A 17,843-nucleotide genomic window follows, 5' to 3' on the forward strand; every position below is an offset into this window, starting at 1 on the left:
GATGGCAAATACTCAATCAAATACAGGTAACCCAAAAGTAGATATAGCATATCGTCGTAAAAAAGCAAAAGAGGAAATGAAGTATCAGGTTGTATCGTTTGTATTAATGATCTTCCTAACATTGCTTGCATTCCTAGCGGTTGGAGCGGAGATGGATAAGTACTTTATTATGCCATTCATCATTCTGCTAGCAATCGTACAATGTATCTTCCAACTTTACTATTTCATGCATATGAATCATAAAGGACATGAAACGCCAGCTTTATTCTTATATTCTGGCTTAGCAGTTGGCTTGATTACTATCTTAGCGTTTACTACTATTATCTGGTGGTAAGCGGAATTGAGAAAGACCGTCATATTGAACGGTCTTTCTCTTTTTTTTGTCGAAATCATGACATTTGCCTTAAAGCTATCCTAGTAGTTCTACAGTGCATTGAAGGGGCTCAGGATTATATAGTATAATGTTCGTATGTTCTATGGATGAAGCATTCCATACAGTTGAGGTGACAGAAATGATTGGCAACCTAGAAATGTTCGGATTTCAGGCTTTGTGGAGTCCGTATTTATTAATAACCACCATTTTGATTATTTCGTTTTATTTATATATTACCGGAGTAGGGAGACATCGGTTTAAGAACTCTGAACCCATCTCTACTAAACAAAAAACCTTCTTTTTAAGCAGTATGATTTTGTTTTATCTTGTAAAAGGTTCACCTGTAGATCTATTGAGTCATTTAATGCTAAGTGCACATATGACACAAATGGCTATCTTGTACCTTGTAATACCACCTATTCTATTAATGGGCATGCCTGCTTGGGTATTACGAAAAGTAATTAATTTTCCTGTAATCAAACCAGTTTTTAGCTTCTTTTCCAAACCACTTATAGCACTGTTTGTTTTTAATGTATTGTTCTCTCTTTATCACTTGCCTGTAGTGTTTGATTTCATTAAAGTTGATATGGTTTACCATACGCTATATACTGCTGTTATGTTTTTAGGCGCTTTTATTATGTGGTGGCCGCTTGTAAATCCACTGCCTGAAGAACAACGGTTATCAGGTATAAAGAAAATAGGGTATATTATGGCAGATGGCATGCTACTAACTCCAGCCTGTGCATTAATTATTTTTGCAGAACAACCTTTATATTCTACGTATTCAGAGCTTACCGCATGGCTTGCTGCGCTGGAATTATGTGTACCTGCAGGAACGTTAAGTGGATTAGATTTAGGTGGACCGGAAATGTTCAATTCCATGCCACTCTTAGAAGATCAACGACTTGGCGGAGTTATCATGAAAATCATTCAAGAGATTATGTATGGATGCATCCTAGCCTATGTATTCTTTAGCTGGGCGAGAAAAGAGCGAGAAAAGGATGAATTGGATTTAAATAAAGCAATGCACCCCAAAACAGTCGAGTAAATGCAAAGAAAGCAGCAGCACAGTGTTGTTGCTGCTTTTTACATAGAGTATTGAGAGGAGAACAACATGGATTATTCTGTTCCTATTATGCCAACCATAAGTACCTTTTTTATTGTACTTAGTGCCATTTTTGTAGCGATTGGTTGGTACTTAATTTTACAAAGAAAACTTGAAGCTCATAAGAAGGTTATGTTTTATGCAGCCATTTTTGCTATTTTGTTTTTCATTATTTATGCCTCCCGAACGATCTTTATCGGAAATACAAGCTTTGGGGGACCAGATAATGTGAAGATCTACTATACGATTTTTTTACTGTTCCATATTACACTCGCAACAGTTGGTGCCGTTCTTGGTATCATCTCATTATGGACAGGCTATAAAAATAAATTGAATAAGCATCGTAAGCTTGGCCCAGTCACAAGTATCGTGTGGTTTGTAACAGCCATCACTGGAGTTGCAGTTTACTCTTTGCTTTATATCATTTACCAGGGCGGAGAAACGACTTCTGTAGTTAGAGCTATTCTAGGATATTAAGCAAAAAAAGTGTTTGGAGAAGACTCCATACACTTTTTTTGTTAGCTCTTTTCAAAAAGATTATTAAGATTTTTTCCAGTCATTATACGAAGATAAGTTGCCATATATATGATAATTACTCCACGAAAAGAGCACGACAGCAACGTGGATTACATGTTGCTTAACTATACGCAGTATCAACAAAGTCTGCGATAACAGCATGTTTGTTATATTTTAAAGTTCAATTTAATTATTCCGGCCTCTCTAGCAGAATTAAATGCAATGAGAACAAGAGGACCTACAAAAAATCCTAATACCCCAACTAGCTTTAAGCCAAGATACATCGCAATGAGTGTAGCAAGCGGAGAGAGCCCGATATGAGTTCCCATTACTTTTGGTTCTACAGTTCTTCTAATGACAAGTAGAATGACTGCAAGGACAGCAAGCTGGGTACCAAGTGCAAGGTCACCAGTAATCAAATGATACAATGCCCATGGTCCTAAAATTACAATCGAGCCAATAATAGGAATTAAATCAATAATCCATATAAGTAATGACATCACGAGAGCGTGCTCGGGAGCAATGAACCAAAGACCAATAAGACTCACAAAAAATATAAGAACACTCACTAAAAATTGAGCCTTAAAAAAGCCAAAAATTACGTAGGATAACCTGGAACTCATAAATGTTACTTTGTCAGCTGTTTCTTCTTTCAGATGAGCAAAGATTCCCGCTTTTAATCGGGGCATGTCAATCATAAATAAGAACAGGGCAATTAAGAAGACAATAAAGCTCACTAAGTAGTTAGGAATATTAGTGAAAATGCTTTTTATATTTTCTATATTAAATAAATCTGTTAAGTATATTCTTAAATCATACAAAAGGTTATCAATTTGACTGCTTATCTCACGCACAAGCTCTGGCGGAAGATCTTCTGAAGCGAGTTCAATGTCAGCCTGAAAGTCTCGCCACACACGATTAACTTCATTTATGTAAGAAGGTGCATTTTCTACGAGGTTGATGGCTTCTGTAATTACTTTTGTTGTTAAGAAATAACCGGCAATGCCAATGCTTGTTAAAAATATCACAAATACGATAAAAACAGACAAGTTTCGTTTTATTTTCGCTCGCTGTTGGATTACTCTCACGAGAGGTTCTAGAAATAATGCTGTAACTAAGGCAACGATGATGGGAACGGAAATTGGTAAAATAAATAACGCAACCAAGCTCACAGCCACAATAATTAAAAGAATAAACAGGGTACGTAAACTAAAAAGCGTGGACAATGATGGACTCCTTTCTAAACCAGTACTTCTACCTTAATTATAGTATGGTTTCTTTGGAATGAACAGTAGCTAGGAAAATTATTATGTGTAGGAGAGATAGTGGTGAAATGAAGGGTAATTTTTACTAGTAGGGCATGCACTTTAATTTTTTCAAAAGCATAAAATAATAATACCAATATGTACATTGCACTGTCATTTCTCCAAAAAAATGTAAGGGGGGATGCCTTTTGATGCAACTAATGAGTAAGCAGGATGAAATGAGTAATTTGATTTTACAAACAGTTATTTCTATCTGTGTTTCTGAATTTAGTGAGATAAAATTATTACCTGTTGGATCGTTGAATAAGTATTATTATGCACTAACAAGGGAGATAAGAAACTCAGCAAATATTAAGATAAATGACAGAAATGAATATACCATTGATTTAACAATAGCCATTTCTGCAACACCTGATATCCTAGGAGCTTGTAAAAAACTTCAGCTTGCCATTAAAGAAGAAATTGAGATTATTACTGGGTGCAAGGTCAGTAATGTAAATCTGTCCATTGAAGGAATTTGGAAAAAATAAAAAGGTGACGCAATCGTATGTAAGCATTGCAATTCACCCATTACTTCATTATTTTATTGCGTCCATGCGCTCTTTTGCTTGTTTCAGCAGTGATTTAGATGTGGAAACAACATTTGCGGGAAATGTTTCGCCTTCCCCATATTCTACTCCATGAGGATAATAGTGTTTCCCTAATAGTGGTGTAAGAAAATTAATTACTGCATGAGATCCTCCGATATCACCTTCTACAGCATATCCTTGCACACGTAGATAAAATACTCCCTCTTTCGTCTCAAACTTGCGATCAAACGTTACGCGTTCATAGTCCCATTGACCAGCAAGATCAAAACCAAGGTCTTCCATAATATCCGTACAGCGTGATAATTCCACTTTTTCATTTTCTAAACCTGTGTTTTCAATTTTCATGTATGTGCACTCCTTTTTGTGTCGCTTAATATGTAAGAAAGTATGCTCCTAGTTAATAATAGTACGAAAGCGAACAACTTTCAACAAAGAATAGGACAACAGTTCTCTTCAACGAAATGTTTTTTCAGAAAAAGTCATGATTTTGTAGAAAATGGTCATCCTAAATGGTGGAATGGATTATTACTATCCTCTTCTTTTAGACACAAACCTATGCGATAAAATGGAGGAATAAACATGAAAAAGGTAAGAGATATCATGACAACAGATGTGGATTGCTGCACACCTCTTGATAATGTTTACGAGGTAGCATCGAAAATGCGTGACCTAGATGTTGGAGCCATTCCTATCGTGGAGAATGGAAAGCTTCTAGGTATGATAACCGATCGAGACTTAGTCGTCAGAGGTATAGCAGAAAAGCATCCGGGGTCCAATCAAGTGACAAATGTAATGAGCGACCACCTGATTACCATTTCCCCTGAGGAATCACTTGCTGAAGCTTCAGAGCTTATGTCAGAACACCAAATAAGAAGGCTACCGGTCGTAGAAAATGGACATCTTATAGGCATTGTTTCATTAGGAGATTTGGCCATTCACAACTATTCTGATGATCAAGCTGGAGATGCTCTAAGTGAAATCTCTGAACATTAATTAAAAAAAGATAGGACTTAGCCATTAACATTGGTGAAAGTCCTTTTTTTTTTGAGTATTCATTTCTCTGTAAAAGGGTATACATAGAATAAATTTAATAGAATGCTTTTCCATTCAGCAAATATAATGGAAAAGAGGAGGAGAAAATAGAATGAGAGGACTTATATTTTTACTTTTCATTGCTTTTTGCCTGTATTTATTCGTTAACATCGAACCTCATCAGATTGAAAGTCTTATAAAAGAGCAAGGAATTGCAGATAGAACAGAAGAGAAAACCTACACCCCATCAGAATTAGAAACAGATTCTAGTATTGAAGGATTATCTAATTATATGGGACAAGACATAAAGAAGTTAGAGGAAGTGTTTGGACCACCAAATAGAAAAGACCTTTCCTCCTATGATTATGAGTGGTGGGTGTATAATTCGGATTTAGATAATTACATACAATTTGGTGTCAAGAATCAAAAAGTGGTTACCATTTTTCATACAGGAATAGAGAATTTTCAACAAGAGTTTCCTATTGGAGAGAGCTATGGAAACTTGAATAAGAGTATGGATTTTCAAGAGAGTGTGACTGTAGAACATGAAGAAGGTTCTTACCAATTTAAACTAAAAGAAAACGAACGCTCCACTAGGCCATTGATAAAGGTGAAGGATTTCTATGTACAGCTCTATTTTGATGAATTCACTCAAAAATTATCAAGTGTACGCTATATTGATTCAGAAACCATTATTAAACAACGTCCTTATGAAATGGTGTATAGGGGGCCTTTATTAGAAGCGCAGGAATTGACAGCAGCAGAATGGAAAAAAGTCGAAGAAGGAAATGCGAGGCAAATTATGGATTTCACGAATATCATTCGCCTTCGCTTTGATCTAAATAATGTGGAATGGGACGAAGAAACTTCACAAGTTGCATATTTTCATAGTAAAGACATGCGTGAAACAAACTATTTTTCACACACATCTCCTACAAAGGGTAGTCTTTCTGATAGACTTTCAGAAGGAGAGATTCCATTTCGTTTAGCTGGAGAAAACATCGCTGCTAAATATGTAGATGGAATGGCCGCAGTGGAAGGTTGGCTTAACAGTGAAGGACATCGTAATACTTTATTAAATAAAAGATTTACGCATTTAGGGGTCGGAGTAAGTGAAAAGTATTATACTCAAAATTTTATAGAAAAATGGTAGTTAAAAAAGACAGACATGGGGTTTCATGTCTGTCTTTTTTGAATGATTTTTCCTATATGAAAAGTGGTGCCCTCCCATTTTCCAAGTAATTGTACAGTCTGCCCTTTTGAAAAGGAATATGGAGTGGTGTCCGGCTTAAGTTGCTGACGGATAAGAGCTTTTATAAGGCTATTGCCTTCTTTGATTCTCATTGTTGTATCTAAGGAATAATACTCATGATAAAATCGTTTCTTCTCAGTGAAACAATCCAAGATCTCTCCCTCCACACTTGCTTCCAAGGGAATTTCGCTCAGTTTCTCCCAGCGTTCTCTTTGCTTTGTTTTTTCCTTTTTTGTCACCAAATAAAAATATAGGATCAAAGCAGGAATGACAATTGCGGTAACCAACAAAACACCCCTTTTTTATTTGGTTTTTGGGATGATGAAAAAGCTGCCTGTACTGTGAGCAATTAATGTTCCGTCCTCACGATAAACTTTACCTTCCATGACAAGAATCTTTGAGCCCTGATGTATGACATTTGAAATACATTTAAATGAATTACCTACACCTTTGGCAACAAAGTTTACCTTCATTTCTGTCGTGACAGCTGCACAGTTCTCAGGGATTATTTTGAAGGCAAGTGTCCCCATCGCAGAATCAAGAAGTGTGGCTGTCAATCCCCCGTGCAAAATATCTAGGGAGTTTTGCAGCAACGGAGAGTTTGGTATCTCCATTGTTAGCGTTGCAGGCTCTTCGAAAGTGCTTTTAATGCCCATTAAGGCACCAATAGGAGTGCCATTTTTTCCCTCTTTTAATCGTTTCATGCTTTCTAAATATAAGGAAGCAGCTTCTTGTTCTTCATCAGATGCATCTTTTAAAAAGTCAGTCCATTGTTGAATAATGCTCATAATTTATCCTTCCTTCTTTCAAAAAAGTCTATTTTCATCTTAACAATGTAAGGATGAAAAAGGAAAGTAAAATAGGCGAACGCTTTTCATTTTTTTCAATAAGATATTATAGGCATTTATACAGGAGTGAGGTGAGAGAATGGCAACGAAAGAGGAACATCCAAGCATTGCAAAGTTTAAGGATTTTGTAAAAAGGCATCCAAAGCTTTCGGAGGAAGTGAAAAGCAAAAAGAAAACATGGCAAGAGCTGTTTGAAGAATGGTACCTGCTTGGGGAAGAGGATGAAAGCTGGAAAAGTTTTCGAAATGAAGAGGCAAAGCTTGAGAAGGAAGAAAAATCCTTAACTGATGTTATTCCTCAGGTAATGCAAGCCTTAAAAAAAATGGACGTCAACCAAGTTCAATATCATCTTTCAAATATGAACAATGCCATCGGGAATATTCAGGATCTAATTCAACAATTTCTCCCCAACTCAACAAAAGGTGGTTCCTCCACTTCTACAGGCATCAAAAATCCGTTTTCCTTCCGAAAAGACTAAGAATGGGTGAGATAGATGCGTAAAGACGTATATGAATATATTCAGAAGAAGAAAAGCCTAAAAAGCTATTTGAGAGAGCAGCCTGGCTGGTATCGTACACTCACACGTAATCCCGATAAACTAGAGGACTTTGAGCTGTCTTCCTTGCACTATTATAAACAGACAATTCCTCATAAAGTGGAAAGGTTTCAAAATTCAGTCCAAATGGCAACGATGATGGTTCATATGTTTCAAACAATGAAGAACATGGATTAAAGAATAGAAAAGGTCCTCCTTTCTCACACTAAGGAAAAATGGTTAGCTGAGAAAGGAGTTTGTTTATGAAAAAATGTTGGATAAGCTTTTTATGTTTATTTCTCCTTTTGGTGGGGTGTAAAGATAAACCCGAAAAACCTGAATCTACAGTTGATGCAGGAGTTAATGTCATGAAGGTGGTTTCACACGTACCAACAGAGAAGAAAGAACAAATGGATATGGTGGTACATCATTTTATTAAAGGAAATGATGTTTATATTGAGTGCATCGTTACCCCTGATTTTCATTTTACTAGTGATAAAGAAGAAAATCATTTCGGAGAAGGCAAGATTAAAGTATATTCTAACCAAAAAGAAATGGGAACATATACGAAAGGAGCATTCGTTCTTAGAAACTTGGAAAAGGGTAACCATCCATTAACGATCAAGCTCCTACATAATGATCAGAGTGAATATGGTCTTTCTGAAACGATAAATATCACGATAAAGTGAGCGGGGATTACACATCTTTAGAAAATCATGGTATGATTGTATTGGAGGTGTATTCCATGTTTGCTACACTTGAACACATTATGATGGCAGAAAGAGCAGAAGAATTGGCGAAGATGATCTGGCAATCAGAGCTTGCGGATGATTATCATCGTTCATTAAATAAATTACAAAATGACGAAGAAGCTCAAGCGCTTATTCGTTCATTTGATTCTATAAAAGAGAAATATGAAGAAGTTCAACGTTTTGGAAAGTATCATCCTGATTATCGCAAGGTCACACTTGAGACTCGGGAACTTAAGCGCAAGTTAGATCTTCATGAAACCATTCACGCCTTTAAGGAAGCGGAAAACAATATTCAAAAGCTTCTCGATGAGGTGAGTGTGATGCTTGGAAAGGCAGTATCAGAAAATGTAAAGGTACCAACAGGAAATCCATTTTTTGATTCTCTCTCAAGCTGTGGTGGCGGATGTGGCTCTGGCGGCGGATGTGGCTGTAAAGCTGGATAAGGGTGATGACGAAGCTGTGCTTTGCTGCAGCTTCTTTTTTTTTGAGATTTTTTAAGGTTAGGTTTTTCTAAGACGAATACAGTCTTCACAAAGGTTTCCACAGCAAAACATCTTTTCTTGAGGTACAAAAAAACGATGACGATACACAAACAAAGAATGATGTTTTCTGAAAAAATGCGTTTCTGCCGTTACTTTCTTTTTAAACATGGCTTTCTTTGCACAGACATGTATAAAGGAGCGGCCCTTTTCTTCCCAGATTTCGTTATGTTCCTCCATAACCGTTACATAGAGAAAGGGAATGCCGGTAACATTTTTTCGATAACAATTCTGCACTAGTTCATTTTTTTGAAGCTCTTCTAAAAAAGAATTCCAAATCGCATCTAGCTCCATTCACACTCACCCTCTCAATAAAATATTTTCTTTAACTTGTCATAATTTTTCCATTCATGCTAAACTAGATAAAGATAAATAAGGGATACATAAAGGGGTAAAGGTATGTTATCACAAAGACAAGGTATCGTTGTCTGGCTTCATTCATTGAAACAGGCGAAGCTTTTAAGACGTTACGGGAACGTTATTTATATATCCAAAAAGTTAAAATATGTGCTTTTCTATTGTAATCGTGATGACGTAGAGATGCTGGTAGAAAAGCTGAACAAACAATCCTATGTAAAAAAGGTCGATGTTTCTCCAAAGCATGCCATTAAAACTCATTATGAAAATTCGCGACCAGATAAAGCAAAAGAATACGATTACAAAATGGGTCTATAAAAAAAAGCAGTACAAGCAAAGTAACGTTTGATTTGTACTGCTTTTTTCTGCTTATTTCAGGGCAGGAATATAATGATTTAATCGAAGAATTCCAATGAGATATTGGAAGAACAACTCTTTTTCTACAAAGGTACTAGATGGCTTTACATCAAATTGAATAACCTGTTTGTTTAGTGTTTCCGCTAAATTTAAGAAAAGCTCGGCACGTTTATTGCTTTGATGATGGTAGTTTGGAATTCCTTCTAAACTGATATAAAGTGCTTGAAAATCACCAGGATTTGTTGGTTTCATTACCACTACAAAAGATGATAGCTTACGATCGTTTTTTTCTGTATGTAACATCATCATATGCTGTAATCTATCACTATTGCTTTTAGCAAGCTCCATCAGCTCGTAAATATCTGAATACCCTTCTCCAAGTTCGATAAAACGTTGTATCATTTCTACTTCTCCTCTCATAAAAAACCAGTGTTTCCTCATTCATAACTTTACCATGCTATCACGACAAAAAAAACCCTGCCTGGATATCCAAGCAGGGTCCTTCTATCCCTTGAAGTTAATCAAGGTTAAGAAGGCAAAGGGAGAGGAGAAACCGGAGGAAGAACTTATGGGGAAACGTAAGTCTTCTCCGCGGTTGGCAACAACATCACACAAAGGATGTTGTTAAACAATAGTATGAACGAAAACGCTAAAAGCTATACACGATTTTAAAAACATGTATAGACATCGGAAATTCATTTGAATTCAAAGTCTAATATGGTAGGATAATGATGGTTAGCAATTTAGTGAAAAAAAGTAAGGTGAGCATATGAGAGTAGTTTCAGGGAAATGGAAAGGCAGACAGCTGAAAGCGGTTCCAGGAATGAACACAAGACCTACAACGGATAAAGTTAAAGAGGCGGTGTTTAATATTATTGGGCCCTACTTTGATGGTGGTGTGGCACTTGATTTATTTGGAGGAAGCGGATCACTTGGGATTGAAGCAGTTAGCCGAGGAATAGAAAAGGTTATTTTTGTAGATAAAGATGGAAAAGCAATTCAGACCATAAAGCAAAATGTTGCGAGCTTTGAAATGGAGAATCAGGTTGAAATTTACCGTAATGATGCGAAACGAGCATTAAATGCGTTAAAGAAACGTGACATTCAATTTGATTTAATCTTATTGGATCCACCCTATAAAAAGCATCACTTAGAAGAGTTACTACATATCATTCATGATTGTAAGCTTTTAGCTCCATCGGGGATTATCATGGCAGAACATAGCAATGAAGTGGTTTTGCAAGATAATATGGATGAGCTTACAAGAGTAAGACAGGAAAACTATGGACTAACTGTCATTTCCGTTTACCGCTACGGATCGGAGAATAAGGGGGAATAACCATGGCTAGTGTTGCTGTATGTCCGGGAAGCTTTGACCCGGTTACATTTGGACATTTAGATATTATTAAAAGAGCTTCCAAAGTGTTTGATAAGGTGTATGTTTGTGTATTAAATAATTCCTCCAAAAAACCTCTCTTTACTGTGGAGGAAAGAGTAGAACTCATCCAAAAAGTCACAAAAGAGTTTGGAAATGTAGAAGTAGAGGAGTTCCATGGCCTCCTCATTGACTATGCACATAGTAAAAGAGCTAGATCAATTGTGAGAGGACTGCGGGCGGTTTCTGATTTTGAATATGAAATGCAAATCACATCTATGAATAGAGTGTTAGATGAAAGTATCGAAACATTATTTATGATGACAAATAACCAATATTCATTTTTAAGCTCGAGTATTGTAAAAGAAGTTGCCAAATATAACGGATCAGTATCAGAACTTGTTCCGCCAGTTGTTGAAGAAGCACTTCGCCATAAATTCCAGCAAGGATAATTTTTTAGGCCAGCACAAATTGGTTGTGCTGGCCTATGCTCTACGCATCAAAAGAAAAATGTAAATCCATAACATGACTAAAGTAAAAACAGGTCCAACCTGTTGTAAATTAGTCATGATGTTTTCCCAATAGCCATCTGCGATAATGGGAGAAAAAACAGGCACATCTCCTGTCGAGGCTTCAAACCCTCCAAGCCTTTTACTAAGAGGCTTCCATAGGACAAAAGTAAGAAGAGCTGCAAAAAAGGCATGCAAGATTCTTGCGATAAAAAACGGCTTAAATCGTATATCTGTTTCAGAGAGAATGCTGGCTACTTGTGCTTGAACAGATAATCCGCTGAAAGCTAAGAAAAAACTCGTGACTATTACTTTCTCCAATAAACCGACATCTTTCACTTCGCTTGTAAGCTTCCCTCCTAACGTTATTTCAAAAAGTCCAGAAATCAGAGGATAGCTTAGGTCTTTTGAAATATCAAACAATCCCAGTACGATACTAATAATTGCTGCTAATAAAGTGGTAATAGATACGATTGCTAGCATACTGTTTAAGACTGAAAATAAAATTAAAAAGCCACCAACCATTAAAAGTGTATGAACCGAGGACAGGACAGCGTCTCCCAACAACTTTCCTAGCGGCTTGTTATTGGCAATTCTCGTCTTATGCATTTCAGAAAATGCTCGAATAAAAGGAATCCTTCTTTGAGGTGGGACAGAGGAATGACGTGAGTTTTCATAGTAGGGTCCATAAAATCTCATAACAAGGCCTACACACACATTTCCTATATAATGAGAGGCTGCAAGAATGATTCCAATTTTGGGGTTGTGAAAAAAACCAACAGCTATCGCACCAAAAATAAACAAAGGATTCGAGGAGTTTGTAAAGGAGACGAGCCGTTCGCCCTCTAGTTTTGTGATTTGATTTTCCTCTCTTAAACGCACCGTCAATTTCGCACCCGTTGGATACCCAGATGCCATTCCCATTGCTAACACAAATCCACCTACACCAGGAACGCGGAATAATGGTCGCATAAAGGGCTCTAACAACACACCGATAAATGCTACTACACCAAATCCTATTAACAGCTCACTTAATATTAAAAAGGGAAGAAGAGAAGGAAACACAATCTCCCACCACATCGTTAATCCTCTCACACTCGCCTCAAATGATGCCTTAGGATTTAGTATAAGAGATGTGCTAAGGAGGAAAATAATAAGTGCAAGTATGGAAGTTTTTAGCTTGGATTTATTCAATCTTGCTACCTCCTTATATACGTGGCTTTCTTTTTTGTACAAGAATGAACAGGTTTTTGTTAGAATAGTATTAATTACCTGTAAGTAAAGGTTTGTCCAATGGAGGACAAGAGTTTATGTTCTTTTCAATCATACGTAGAAAGGGTATTCTTTTAGAACATAAAATACGTAAAGAATGTGTCAGTTTGTTCACTTAGTAAAAGGAGAAGCGTATGATATAAGAGACGGGAAATACAGTAAATAATAGTTGACTAATTTTGACTGGTGTATGGCTAGAGGTAGCTGTAAACAGCTTGGGGTGATATCTTGAGGGATCCTAAAATTGGAATAGCTTTGGGCTCAGGCGGAGCAAGAGGATTTGCACATCTTGGTGCATTGAAAGTACTTCAGGAAGAAAAGATTCCTGTCAATTTAATAGCAGGAAGCAGCATGGGGGCTTTAGTTGGCAGTATTTATGCAATGGGTCATGATATGGATCGTCTGTATAAAATTGCCACCGCATTTAAGCGGAAATATTACTTGGATTTCACCGTTCCTAAAATGGGGTTCGTTAGTGGCAATAGGGTAAAGGAATTAATCAGGATGTTTACCCAAAACAAAAATATTGAAGAGTTAACGATACCAATGTCCATTGTTACAACTGACCTTGAAAAAGCAGAAAAGGTCGTACTCCAAAAGGGACCCATTTCTGACGCTGTGAGAGCAAGTATTTCTATTCCCGGAATTTTCGTTCCTGAAAAGCTAGATGGCAGGCTACTTGTCGATGGTGGCGTAGTTGACCGTGTACCTGTAAGTGTTGCCAGAGACATGGGAGCTGATATTGTCATTGCCATTGACGTGTCTCAAGTAAAAACAAACGAGCCTGTGGATTCTATTTTCGATGTTATCCTTCAGACCATAGATATCATGCAAAATGAACTGGTAAAAAGAAGTGAACTGGAGGCCGACATCATGATTAGGCCACCAGTTGCCCATTATAGCTCCAGGGCATTTACGAATATCGAAGAGATAATCAGGATTGGGGAGGAAGCAACAAGGTTACAAATCCCTTATATTAGAAAGTCTATGGAGGAGTGGAAGGAGAAACAGCAACATGAAAAGTAAATGGTTTAAAAGGTCATTAATGTTAGGGGTTATTCTCGCAATTGTATTAAATTTTGTCACCCTACCTTATTATGTTACAAGACCAGGGGATGCTCAGGTTTTAGCTCCACTTGTCGAAGTGGAAGGCGGCTATGAAAATAAAGGAAAGTTTATGCTGACGACCGTGAAAATGGGAAAAGCCAATATATTTACATACGCCTTAGCGAAGGTCAGCGATTACCAAACGATTTTTCCGATTAATCAAATACGTAGTGAAGATGAAACAGATGAAGAGTATTCCTACCGCCAATTACATATGATGGAAAGCTCTAAGGAGACAGCGATAAAAGTTGCATATGAAAAGGCTGGGAAAAAGGTCGATTTAATCACGAAAGGCGTCTACGTGTTTAGTGTTAAGGAAGGGCTTGCAGCAGAAGGCAAGCTAAAGATAGGAGACCGTATCACCAAAGTAGATGGGGAAGATACAACCACTGCTGAAGCATTAATCGATAAAGTTAATTCAAAAAAGATTGGTGATAAAATAGAACTGATTTTTGACCGTGATGATCGTCAAGAATCAGCAATGATTACATTAGGAGAGCATCCTGAAGATCCTAATAGGCCAGGAATCGGTATAAGCTTGATGACAGATTATACGATTGAAATGGACCCTGACATTTCAATCAATACTTCTCAAATTGGCGGACCATCAGCAGGATTAATGTTCTCTTTGGAAATTTATAACCAGCTTGTAAAAGAAGATATTGCAAAAGGGTACGAAATTGCAGGGACAGGTGCTATGAATGAAAATGGGAAGGTTCAACGGATCGGTGGTATTGCACAAAAAATCGTTGCAGCCGATAATTCCGGAGTGGAAATCTTCTTTGCTCCAAATGAAAATGGTCGCGAAGGCTCCAATTATCAAGAAGCAATGAAAGCTGCAAAGGATATTAACACAGATATGAAGATTGTTCCCGTCGATACATTCGATGAAGCAATTGCGTACTTAGAAGCATTAGACCCTAAATAAGAAAATCTATATAAGAAAAGGCTGCTCTAGATGGTTAATCTGAGCAGCCTTTTTCTATCAGGATTAATCAAATGTTTCTTCCTCTTCATGATAACGGATGGGGGGACGTGAGAATTCCTGTTGCATCCAATGACTTCTTGAGGGCTCATCAAATTTCATCGCATACGTTTGTGTTGCTCGAACATCCATCTCAAGCATAGTGCTATTAATACCTGAAACTTTTGCAACTAAAGGGATGTCCAAATCTTTTTTCACCTTGCTTAAGTATGCCCGTCCTTTTTGGCTCATTCCTAACAGACGAATGTATTCACTCTGCTTTTTGGCAGAAACAGCTAGCATAACTTCCTTTTTGGTGTTTGTTAAAATATGCGTACAAACTCTTTGAAGTCTTGTCCAAGTATAACGTTTTGTTTTTAATCTTGTCATAAATTCATGAAAAGAGTGACTTTCTTTTATCGTTTGCTGTAATCGATTCTCAAGGCCTTCTTCCACTTCATAGATTTCTGCAAGCTCTGATGATGTACTACAAAGAATGCGATATTTCAATAGAGTGAAGTAATCTTCCCACCTATGAAAACTTCCGGTCTGCTTGTAATAAAGAGATAAGAGTTCATAGGTTTTTGGAGGAACAAAGCGCTGTACCTTCTCAAAATCTCCATTGTTACCAAAAATGTGCTTTCGAATGCTAGTTGCACTTGCAATAGAGGTTTCATTAAAAGTAGGGTCATGATAACCAGCAGCGGTCCTTTCAATTGTTAACCCTTTTAGCGAGCTATTCTGTTCCATGATTGCTTTTATGTAGTGATAACCTAGGATGTTGTTAGGTTTAGTTAGGTCCAAAATATGCTCTTTATCTTCCGTTAACTGAATAAATGCAAGAGAAGATGCTTTTGGAAAGCTATATCCTTCCTTCATGTATCTTTGAACATTTCTGTCATAGCTGTCCTTATGTTCCTCCATAATATGTAACGTACGATAGAAGTCCTCTATTTTACCTTGTTCACTGCCAAAGCAAACGGTATCACATTTTAATGCAGACAATATGGAAATAGAACCACTAGCAAATACCTCTGCCTTTTGAGTAGCAAAGGCGTAGGGTAGTTCTACAACGACGTCCACTCCACTCGCAAGCGCCATCTTTGTTCTAGTCCACTTAGAAACAAGGGCAGGTTCTCCTCTTTGTAGGAATTGACCACTCATGACAGCAATGACTACATCAGCACGTGCTGCTTCCTTCGATTGGGTCAAATGAAATAAATGACCGTTATGAAAAGGATTATACTCGACAATTACACCTAAAGATTTCATCGTTCACCCACTCATTTCAGCTTTAAAAGCAAAGATAATTAATTTCTATTTTTTATTGGTTTTTTGTTCGAAATACGTTATTATGTCTATAATTATAGTGTAAAGAAAAAACATTGACAAATAAACTTCTGAAAGCTATAATTACTTTTGTTGCCTTGAGGTGAATATCTTGTTGAAATGGACAATATTTCAGTTAAATCAGCTTCAGCATAAAGGGTTACACATCGACGAAACAGTTGATGTAAGTGATATTACAGCACACAGCGACATTCGTTCTGTTGATGCTGTTCATGTAACTGGAAGAGCTGATTTAAGTTCAAAAAAAGCTACATTTCACTTAACTGTGGAAGGTAGGATGGTTTTACCTTGTTCACGTACTTTAGTTGATGTGGACTATCCTTTTACAATAAAAACAACTGAAACTTTTCTTTTCCAGCCTGGCGAATATGAAAGTGAAGACGAAGAACTTCATTTGGTAGAAGGCGATCAAGTAGATTTGATGCCTGTCATTCGGGAAGCAATCATTCTTGAAGTGCCAATGCAAGTATTCAGTGAAGCTCCTGATCAAGAGAAAGCAGCTCCACAATCAGGAAAAGACTGGGAAGTTGTCACAGAAGAGGAAACCAAAGAAAAAGTGGATCCTCGCCTAGCAGGCTTGGCTAAGTTTTTTGAGAAAGACAAAGAGTAGATAATTCACTCTTTTTTAAGGAGGTGGGAAGAATGGCTGTACCTTTTAGAAGAACGTCTAAAACTGCAAAAAGAAAACGTCGTACACACTTTAAACTACAAGTTCCTGGTATGGTAGAATGCCCAAGCTGCGGTGAACAGAAATTATCACACCGTGTATGCCCAGCATGCGGTACTTACAAAGGAAAAGAAGTAGTAAATAAATAATAAAGAAACACAAGGCCCTCGCCTTGTGTTTTTTTATATAAGTTTTTTTCAAAAGATTATTTAGGGGGAAAGGGAGATGGGGAGTTCCAAAGTCGAGCAATACATAGATGAAAATCAACTATACTGGTTTAAAATAAACCGTCCTGATAAACGCAACGCTATCGATTTTGATGTCATGAACGAGCTTGAACATGCGTTAACTGTAGTGAAAGAACAAAGTAGCGTTCGTGCTTTTGTGATCACAGGGAAGGGAAATCAATCCTTCTGTTCAGGGGGAGACCTTTCCATTTTTCATGCATTATACTCAAAAGAAGAAGCCTTAGGAATGCTTGAGAAAATGGGGAGAATTCTATATTCTCTTATGACGCTACCTGTTCCTACCATTGCGATAATCAACGGTACCGCAATAGGAGGAGGCTGTGAGATAGCTGCTGCTTGTGATGAGAGATGGGCTTTTTCTTCAAGTAAAATGGGGTTTGTGCAAGGGAAATTAGGAATTACAACAGGCTGGGGTGGCGCAAGCATGTTAATGGAAAAATTATCTCATGCCAATGCCTTGAAGATGCTAATATCTGCAAAGATTTATTCCGCTTCTGAAGCAAAAGAGCTTGGATTCATTCAACGAATTGTGTTAGAAGACGAACTGGATGAATGGAAAAAAGTGATAAATGTTGCATCTCCTGTTATTAGAAGCTATAAAAAAGCCTTTATAAGAAAATGGGAGCAATCCAACTTGAAAGAGCGGATGCTAGCAGAAATAGAGCAGTGTGCAATCCTTTGGGAGAGCGAGGAGCACCACGAGGCAGTAAAAATGTTTTTAGAAGCAAAAAAAAGATAATGATACCCCCTCTATTTTAAATACATGATTAGTCTATCTTTCCTACTACATGCATATGTATAGGGTAAAAAGTGAGTGGGGGGATAGAGTC

General features: G+C 37.2%; 26 protein-coding genes. 18 read left to right on the plus strand and 8 right to left on the minus strand.

All coding sequences use genetic code 11. The features are described 5' to 3' along the window. Window position 1 precedes the first annotated feature (1 nt). The 3 genes from ctaF to FIU87_RS08500 all read left to right on the plus strand — a co-directional run bounded on the left by ctaF (window position 2) and on the right by FIU87_RS08500 (window position 1,955). Window positions 2-334 carry a cytochrome c oxidase subunit IVB gene (gene ctaF, locus FIU87_RS08490; protein WP_152444188.1) on the plus strand — a complete coding sequence of 111 codons (333 nt, stop codon included), beginning with the start codon at window positions 2-4 and terminating at the stop codon, window positions 332-334. 178 nt (window positions 335-512) lie between these two features. Beyond that, complete coding sequence (gene ctaG, locus FIU87_RS08495) at window positions 513-1,421, plus strand: cytochrome c oxidase assembly factor CtaG (RefSeq protein ID WP_152446478.1); 909 nt, start codon at window positions 513-515, stop codon at window positions 1,419-1,421. Between the two features lie 66 nt (window positions 1,422-1,487). After that, window positions 1,488-1,955, plus strand: coding sequence for a DUF420 domain-containing protein (locus FIU87_RS08500; protein WP_152444189.1), 468 nt, complete (start codon window positions 1,488-1,490; stop codon window positions 1,953-1,955). A 206-nt stretch (window positions 1,956-2,161) separates the two neighbouring features. Here the strand turns inward: FIU87_RS08500 and ytvI are convergent, their stop codons facing one another. Then, window positions 2,162-3,220 (minus strand): sporulation integral membrane protein YtvI, encoded by a 1,059-nt coding sequence (gene ytvI / locus FIU87_RS08505; RefSeq protein ID WP_152444190.1) that lies wholly within the window; start codon window positions 3,218-3,220, stop codon window positions 2,162-2,164. A gap of 230 nt (window positions 3,221-3,450) precedes the next feature. Here ytvI and FIU87_RS08510 point away from each other — a divergent pair, with 230 nt between their 5' ends. Continuing rightward, window positions 3,451-3,789 carry an Asp23/Gls24 family envelope stress response protein gene (locus tag FIU87_RS08510; RefSeq protein ID WP_253905579.1) on the plus strand — a complete coding sequence of 113 codons (339 nt, stop codon included), beginning with the start codon at window positions 3,451-3,453 and terminating at the stop codon, window positions 3,787-3,789. Between the two features lie 48 nt (window positions 3,790-3,837). Here FIU87_RS08510 and FIU87_RS08515 read toward each other — a convergent pair whose 3' ends face one another. Then, window positions 3,838-4,194: a YugN family protein gene (locus FIU87_RS08515; protein WP_152444192.1), complete on the minus strand. Its 357-nt coding sequence runs from the start codon at window positions 4,192-4,194 to the stop codon at window positions 3,838-3,840. Window positions 4,195-4,428: 234 nt separating this feature from the next. Between FIU87_RS08515 and FIU87_RS08520 the strand changes: the two genes are divergently transcribed. Next, window positions 4,429-4,842: a CBS domain-containing protein gene (locus FIU87_RS08520; RefSeq protein WP_152444193.1), complete on the plus strand. Its 414-nt coding sequence runs from the start codon at window positions 4,429-4,431 to the stop codon at window positions 4,840-4,842. Between the two features lie 151 nt (window positions 4,843-4,993). After that, complete coding sequence (locus tag FIU87_RS08525) at window positions 4,994-6,034, plus strand: CAP domain-containing protein (RefSeq protein ID WP_152444194.1); 1,041 nt, start codon at window positions 4,994-4,996, stop codon at window positions 6,032-6,034. A gap of 23 nt (window positions 6,035-6,057) precedes the next feature. Here the strand turns inward: FIU87_RS08525 and FIU87_RS08530 are convergent, their stop codons facing one another. Then, window positions 6,058-6,420, minus strand: a complete 363-nt coding sequence (locus FIU87_RS08530; RefSeq protein WP_152444195.1) for a hypothetical protein — start codon at window positions 6,418-6,420, stop codon at window positions 6,058-6,060. A gap of 15 nt (window positions 6,421-6,435) precedes the next feature. After that, entirely contained in the window at window positions 6,436-6,921 is a 486-nt protein-coding gene (locus FIU87_RS08535) for a PaaI family thioesterase (protein ID WP_152444196.1), read from the minus strand. Window positions 6,922-7,060: 139 nt separating this feature from the next. On the opposite strand from FIU87_RS08535, the gene ylbD reads away from it, so the two are divergent. From ylbD to FIU87_RS08555, 4 genes are all read left to right on the plus strand, one after another. Next, the gene (gene ylbD, locus FIU87_RS08540; RefSeq protein WP_152444197.1) at window positions 7,061-7,459 is read left to right on the plus strand and encodes a YlbD family protein; all 399 of its coding nucleotides are present in this window, start codon (window positions 7,061-7,063) and stop codon (window positions 7,457-7,459) included. Between the two features lie 15 nt (window positions 7,460-7,474). Continuing rightward, window positions 7,475-7,714 (plus strand): YlbE-like family protein, encoded by a 240-nt coding sequence (locus FIU87_RS08545; protein WP_152444198.1) that lies wholly within the window; start codon window positions 7,475-7,477, stop codon window positions 7,712-7,714. A gap of 65 nt (window positions 7,715-7,779) precedes the next feature. After that, entirely contained in the window at window positions 7,780-8,205 is a 426-nt protein-coding gene (locus tag FIU87_RS08550; protein ID WP_216647565.1) for a hypothetical protein, read from the plus strand. A 56-nt stretch (window positions 8,206-8,261) separates the two neighbouring features. Beyond that, complete coding sequence (locus FIU87_RS08555; RefSeq protein WP_152444200.1) at window positions 8,262-8,711, plus strand: YlbF/YmcA family competence regulator; 450 nt, start codon at window positions 8,262-8,264, stop codon at window positions 8,709-8,711. A gap of 57 nt (window positions 8,712-8,768) precedes the next feature. Here the strand turns inward: FIU87_RS08555 and FIU87_RS08560 are convergent, their stop codons facing one another. Further along, window positions 8,769-9,101, minus strand: a complete 333-nt coding sequence (locus tag FIU87_RS08560; RefSeq protein ID WP_152444201.1) for a hypothetical protein — start codon at window positions 9,099-9,101, stop codon at window positions 8,769-8,771. A gap of 105 nt (window positions 9,102-9,206) precedes the next feature. Here FIU87_RS08560 and FIU87_RS08565 point away from each other — a divergent pair, with 105 nt between their 5' ends. After that, the gene (locus tag FIU87_RS08565; protein WP_152444202.1) at window positions 9,207-9,482 is read left to right on the plus strand and encodes a YlbG family protein; all 276 of its coding nucleotides are present in this window, start codon (window positions 9,207-9,209) and stop codon (window positions 9,480-9,482) included. Window positions 9,483-9,533: 51 nt separating this feature from the next. Here FIU87_RS08565 and FIU87_RS08570 read toward each other — a convergent pair whose 3' ends face one another. Next, window positions 9,534-9,923, minus strand: coding sequence for a DUF7147 family protein (locus tag FIU87_RS08570; protein ID WP_152444203.1), 390 nt, complete (start codon window positions 9,921-9,923; stop codon window positions 9,534-9,536). A 367-nt stretch (window positions 9,924-10,290) separates the two neighbouring features. On the opposite strand from FIU87_RS08570, the gene rsmD reads away from it, so the two are divergent. After that, window positions 10,291-10,860, plus strand: coding sequence for a 16S rRNA (guanine(966)-N(2))-methyltransferase RsmD (rsmD, locus tag FIU87_RS08575; RefSeq protein WP_152444204.1), 570 nt, complete (start codon window positions 10,291-10,293; stop codon window positions 10,858-10,860). A gap of 2 nt (window positions 10,861-10,862) precedes the next feature. Next, a complete protein-coding gene (gene coaD / locus FIU87_RS08580; RefSeq protein ID WP_152444205.1) occupies window positions 10,863-11,348 on the plus strand; it encodes a pantetheine-phosphate adenylyltransferase in 486 nt (161 codons plus the stop codon). 33 nt (window positions 11,349-11,381) lie between these two features. Here the strand turns inward: coaD and ylbJ are convergent, their stop codons facing one another. Beyond that, window positions 11,382-12,599 carry a sporulation integral membrane protein YlbJ gene (gene ylbJ, locus FIU87_RS08585; RefSeq protein WP_152444206.1) on the minus strand — a complete coding sequence of 406 codons (1,218 nt, stop codon included), beginning with the start codon at window positions 12,597-12,599 and terminating at the stop codon, window positions 11,382-11,384. A gap of 306 nt (window positions 12,600-12,905) precedes the next feature. On the opposite strand from ylbJ, the gene FIU87_RS08590 reads away from it, so the two are divergent. Both FIU87_RS08590 and FIU87_RS08595 read left to right on the plus strand, forming a co-directional pair. Further along, window positions 12,906-13,703 (plus strand): patatin-like phospholipase family protein, encoded by a 798-nt coding sequence (locus FIU87_RS08590; RefSeq protein WP_152444207.1) that lies wholly within the window; start codon window positions 12,906-12,908, stop codon window positions 13,701-13,703. Then, the gene (locus tag FIU87_RS08595) at window positions 13,693-14,712 is read left to right on the plus strand and encodes a SepM family pheromone-processing serine protease (RefSeq protein WP_152444208.1); all 1,020 of its coding nucleotides are present in this window, start codon (window positions 13,693-13,695) and stop codon (window positions 14,710-14,712) included. The genes FIU87_RS08590 and FIU87_RS08595 overlap by 11 nt, the downstream gene beginning before the upstream one ends. A gap of 63 nt (window positions 14,713-14,775) precedes the next feature. Here the strand turns inward: FIU87_RS08595 and FIU87_RS08600 are convergent, their stop codons facing one another. Continuing rightward, complete coding sequence (locus FIU87_RS08600) at window positions 14,776-16,020, minus strand: nucleotidyltransferase (RefSeq protein WP_152444209.1); 1,245 nt, start codon at window positions 16,018-16,020, stop codon at window positions 14,776-14,778. 172 nt (window positions 16,021-16,192) lie between these two features. Between FIU87_RS08600 and FIU87_RS08605 the strand changes: the two genes are divergently transcribed. The 3 genes from FIU87_RS08605 to FIU87_RS08615 all read left to right on the plus strand — a co-directional run bounded on the left by FIU87_RS08605 (window position 16,193) and on the right by FIU87_RS08615 (window position 17,752). After that, window positions 16,193-16,708: a YceD family protein gene (locus FIU87_RS08605; protein ID WP_152444210.1), complete on the plus strand. Its 516-nt coding sequence runs from the start codon at window positions 16,193-16,195 to the stop codon at window positions 16,706-16,708. A gap of 32 nt (window positions 16,709-16,740) precedes the next feature. Then, window positions 16,741-16,914 (plus strand): 50S ribosomal protein L32, encoded by a 174-nt coding sequence (gene rpmF, locus FIU87_RS08610; RefSeq protein ID WP_152444211.1) that lies wholly within the window; start codon window positions 16,741-16,743, stop codon window positions 16,912-16,914. Window positions 16,915-16,990: 76 nt separating this feature from the next. After that, on the plus strand, window positions 16,991-17,752 hold the full coding sequence (locus FIU87_RS08615) for an enoyl-CoA hydratase/isomerase family protein (RefSeq protein ID WP_152444212.1): 762 nt from the start codon (window positions 16,991-16,993) through the stop codon (window positions 17,750-17,752). Window positions 17,753-17,843: the final 91 nt, after the last annotated feature.

The sequence above is a fragment of the Bacillus sp. THAF10 genome (assembly GCF_009363695.1).
In the GTDB taxonomy this organism is placed as follows: Bacteria; Bacillota; Bacilli; order Bacillales; family Bacillaceae_I; genus Sutcliffiella_A.

What these genes read in the sequence shown, in the direction of transcription:
- ctaF (WP_152444188.1), top strand. Translation starts at nt 2, where the DNA reads ATGGCAAATACTCAATCAAATACAGGTAACCCAAAAGTAGATATAGCA.
- ctaG (WP_152446478.1), top strand. Translation starts at nt 513, where the DNA reads ATGATTGGCAACCTAGAAATGTTCGGATTTCAGGCTTTGTGGAGTCCG.
- FIU87_RS08500 (WP_152444189.1), top strand. Translation starts at nt 1,488, where the DNA reads ATGGATTATTCTGTTCCTATTATGCCAACCATAAGTACCTTTTTTATT.
- FIU87_RS08510 (WP_253905579.1), top strand. Translation starts at nt 3,451, where the DNA reads ATGCAACTAATGAGTAAGCAGGATGAAATGAGTAATTTGATTTTACAA.
- FIU87_RS08515 (WP_152444192.1), bottom strand. Translation starts at nt 4,194, where the DNA reads ATGAAAATTGAAAACACAGGTTTAGAAAATGAAAAAGTGGAATTATCA.
- FIU87_RS08520 (WP_152444193.1), top strand. Translation starts at nt 4,429, where the DNA reads ATGAAAAAGGTAAGAGATATCATGACAACAGATGTGGATTGCTGCACA.
- FIU87_RS08525 (WP_152444194.1), top strand. Translation starts at nt 4,994, where the DNA reads ATGAGAGGACTTATATTTTTACTTTTCATTGCTTTTTGCCTGTATTTA.
- FIU87_RS08535 (WP_152444196.1), bottom strand. Translation starts at nt 6,921, where the DNA reads ATGAGCATTATTCAACAATGGACTGACTTTTTAAAAGATGCATCTGAT.
- ylbD (WP_152444197.1), top strand. Translation starts at nt 7,061, where the DNA reads ATGGCAACGAAAGAGGAACATCCAAGCATTGCAAAGTTTAAGGATTTT.
- FIU87_RS08545 (WP_152444198.1), top strand. Translation starts at nt 7,475, where the DNA reads ATGCGTAAAGACGTATATGAATATATTCAGAAGAAGAAAAGCCTAAAA.
- FIU87_RS08550 (WP_216647565.1), top strand. Translation starts at nt 7,780, where the DNA reads ATGAAAAAATGTTGGATAAGCTTTTTATGTTTATTTCTCCTTTTGGTG.
- FIU87_RS08555 (WP_152444200.1), top strand. Translation starts at nt 8,262, where the DNA reads ATGTTTGCTACACTTGAACACATTATGATGGCAGAAAGAGCAGAAGAA.
- FIU87_RS08560 (WP_152444201.1), bottom strand. Translation starts at nt 9,101, where the DNA reads ATGGAGCTAGATGCGATTTGGAATTCTTTTTTAGAAGAGCTTCAAAAA.
- FIU87_RS08565 (WP_152444202.1), top strand. Translation starts at nt 9,207, where the DNA reads ATGTTATCACAAAGACAAGGTATCGTTGTCTGGCTTCATTCATTGAAA.
- FIU87_RS08570 (WP_152444203.1), bottom strand. Translation starts at nt 9,923, where the DNA reads ATGATACAACGTTTTATCGAACTTGGAGAAGGGTATTCAGATATTTAC.
- rsmD (WP_152444204.1), top strand. Translation starts at nt 10,291, where the DNA reads ATGAGAGTAGTTTCAGGGAAATGGAAAGGCAGACAGCTGAAAGCGGTT.
- coaD (WP_152444205.1), top strand. Translation starts at nt 10,863, where the DNA reads ATGGCTAGTGTTGCTGTATGTCCGGGAAGCTTTGACCCGGTTACATTT.
- FIU87_RS08595 (WP_152444208.1), top strand. Translation starts at nt 13,693, where the DNA reads ATGAAAAGTAAATGGTTTAAAAGGTCATTAATGTTAGGGGTTATTCTC.
- FIU87_RS08600 (WP_152444209.1), bottom strand. Translation starts at nt 16,020, where the DNA reads ATGAAATCTTTAGGTGTAATTGTCGAGTATAATCCTTTTCATAACGGT.
- rpmF (WP_152444211.1), top strand. Translation starts at nt 16,741, where the DNA reads ATGGCTGTACCTTTTAGAAGAACGTCTAAAACTGCAAAAAGAAAACGT.
- FIU87_RS08615 (WP_152444212.1), top strand. Translation starts at nt 16,991, where the DNA reads ATGGGGAGTTCCAAAGTCGAGCAATACATAGATGAAAATCAACTATAC.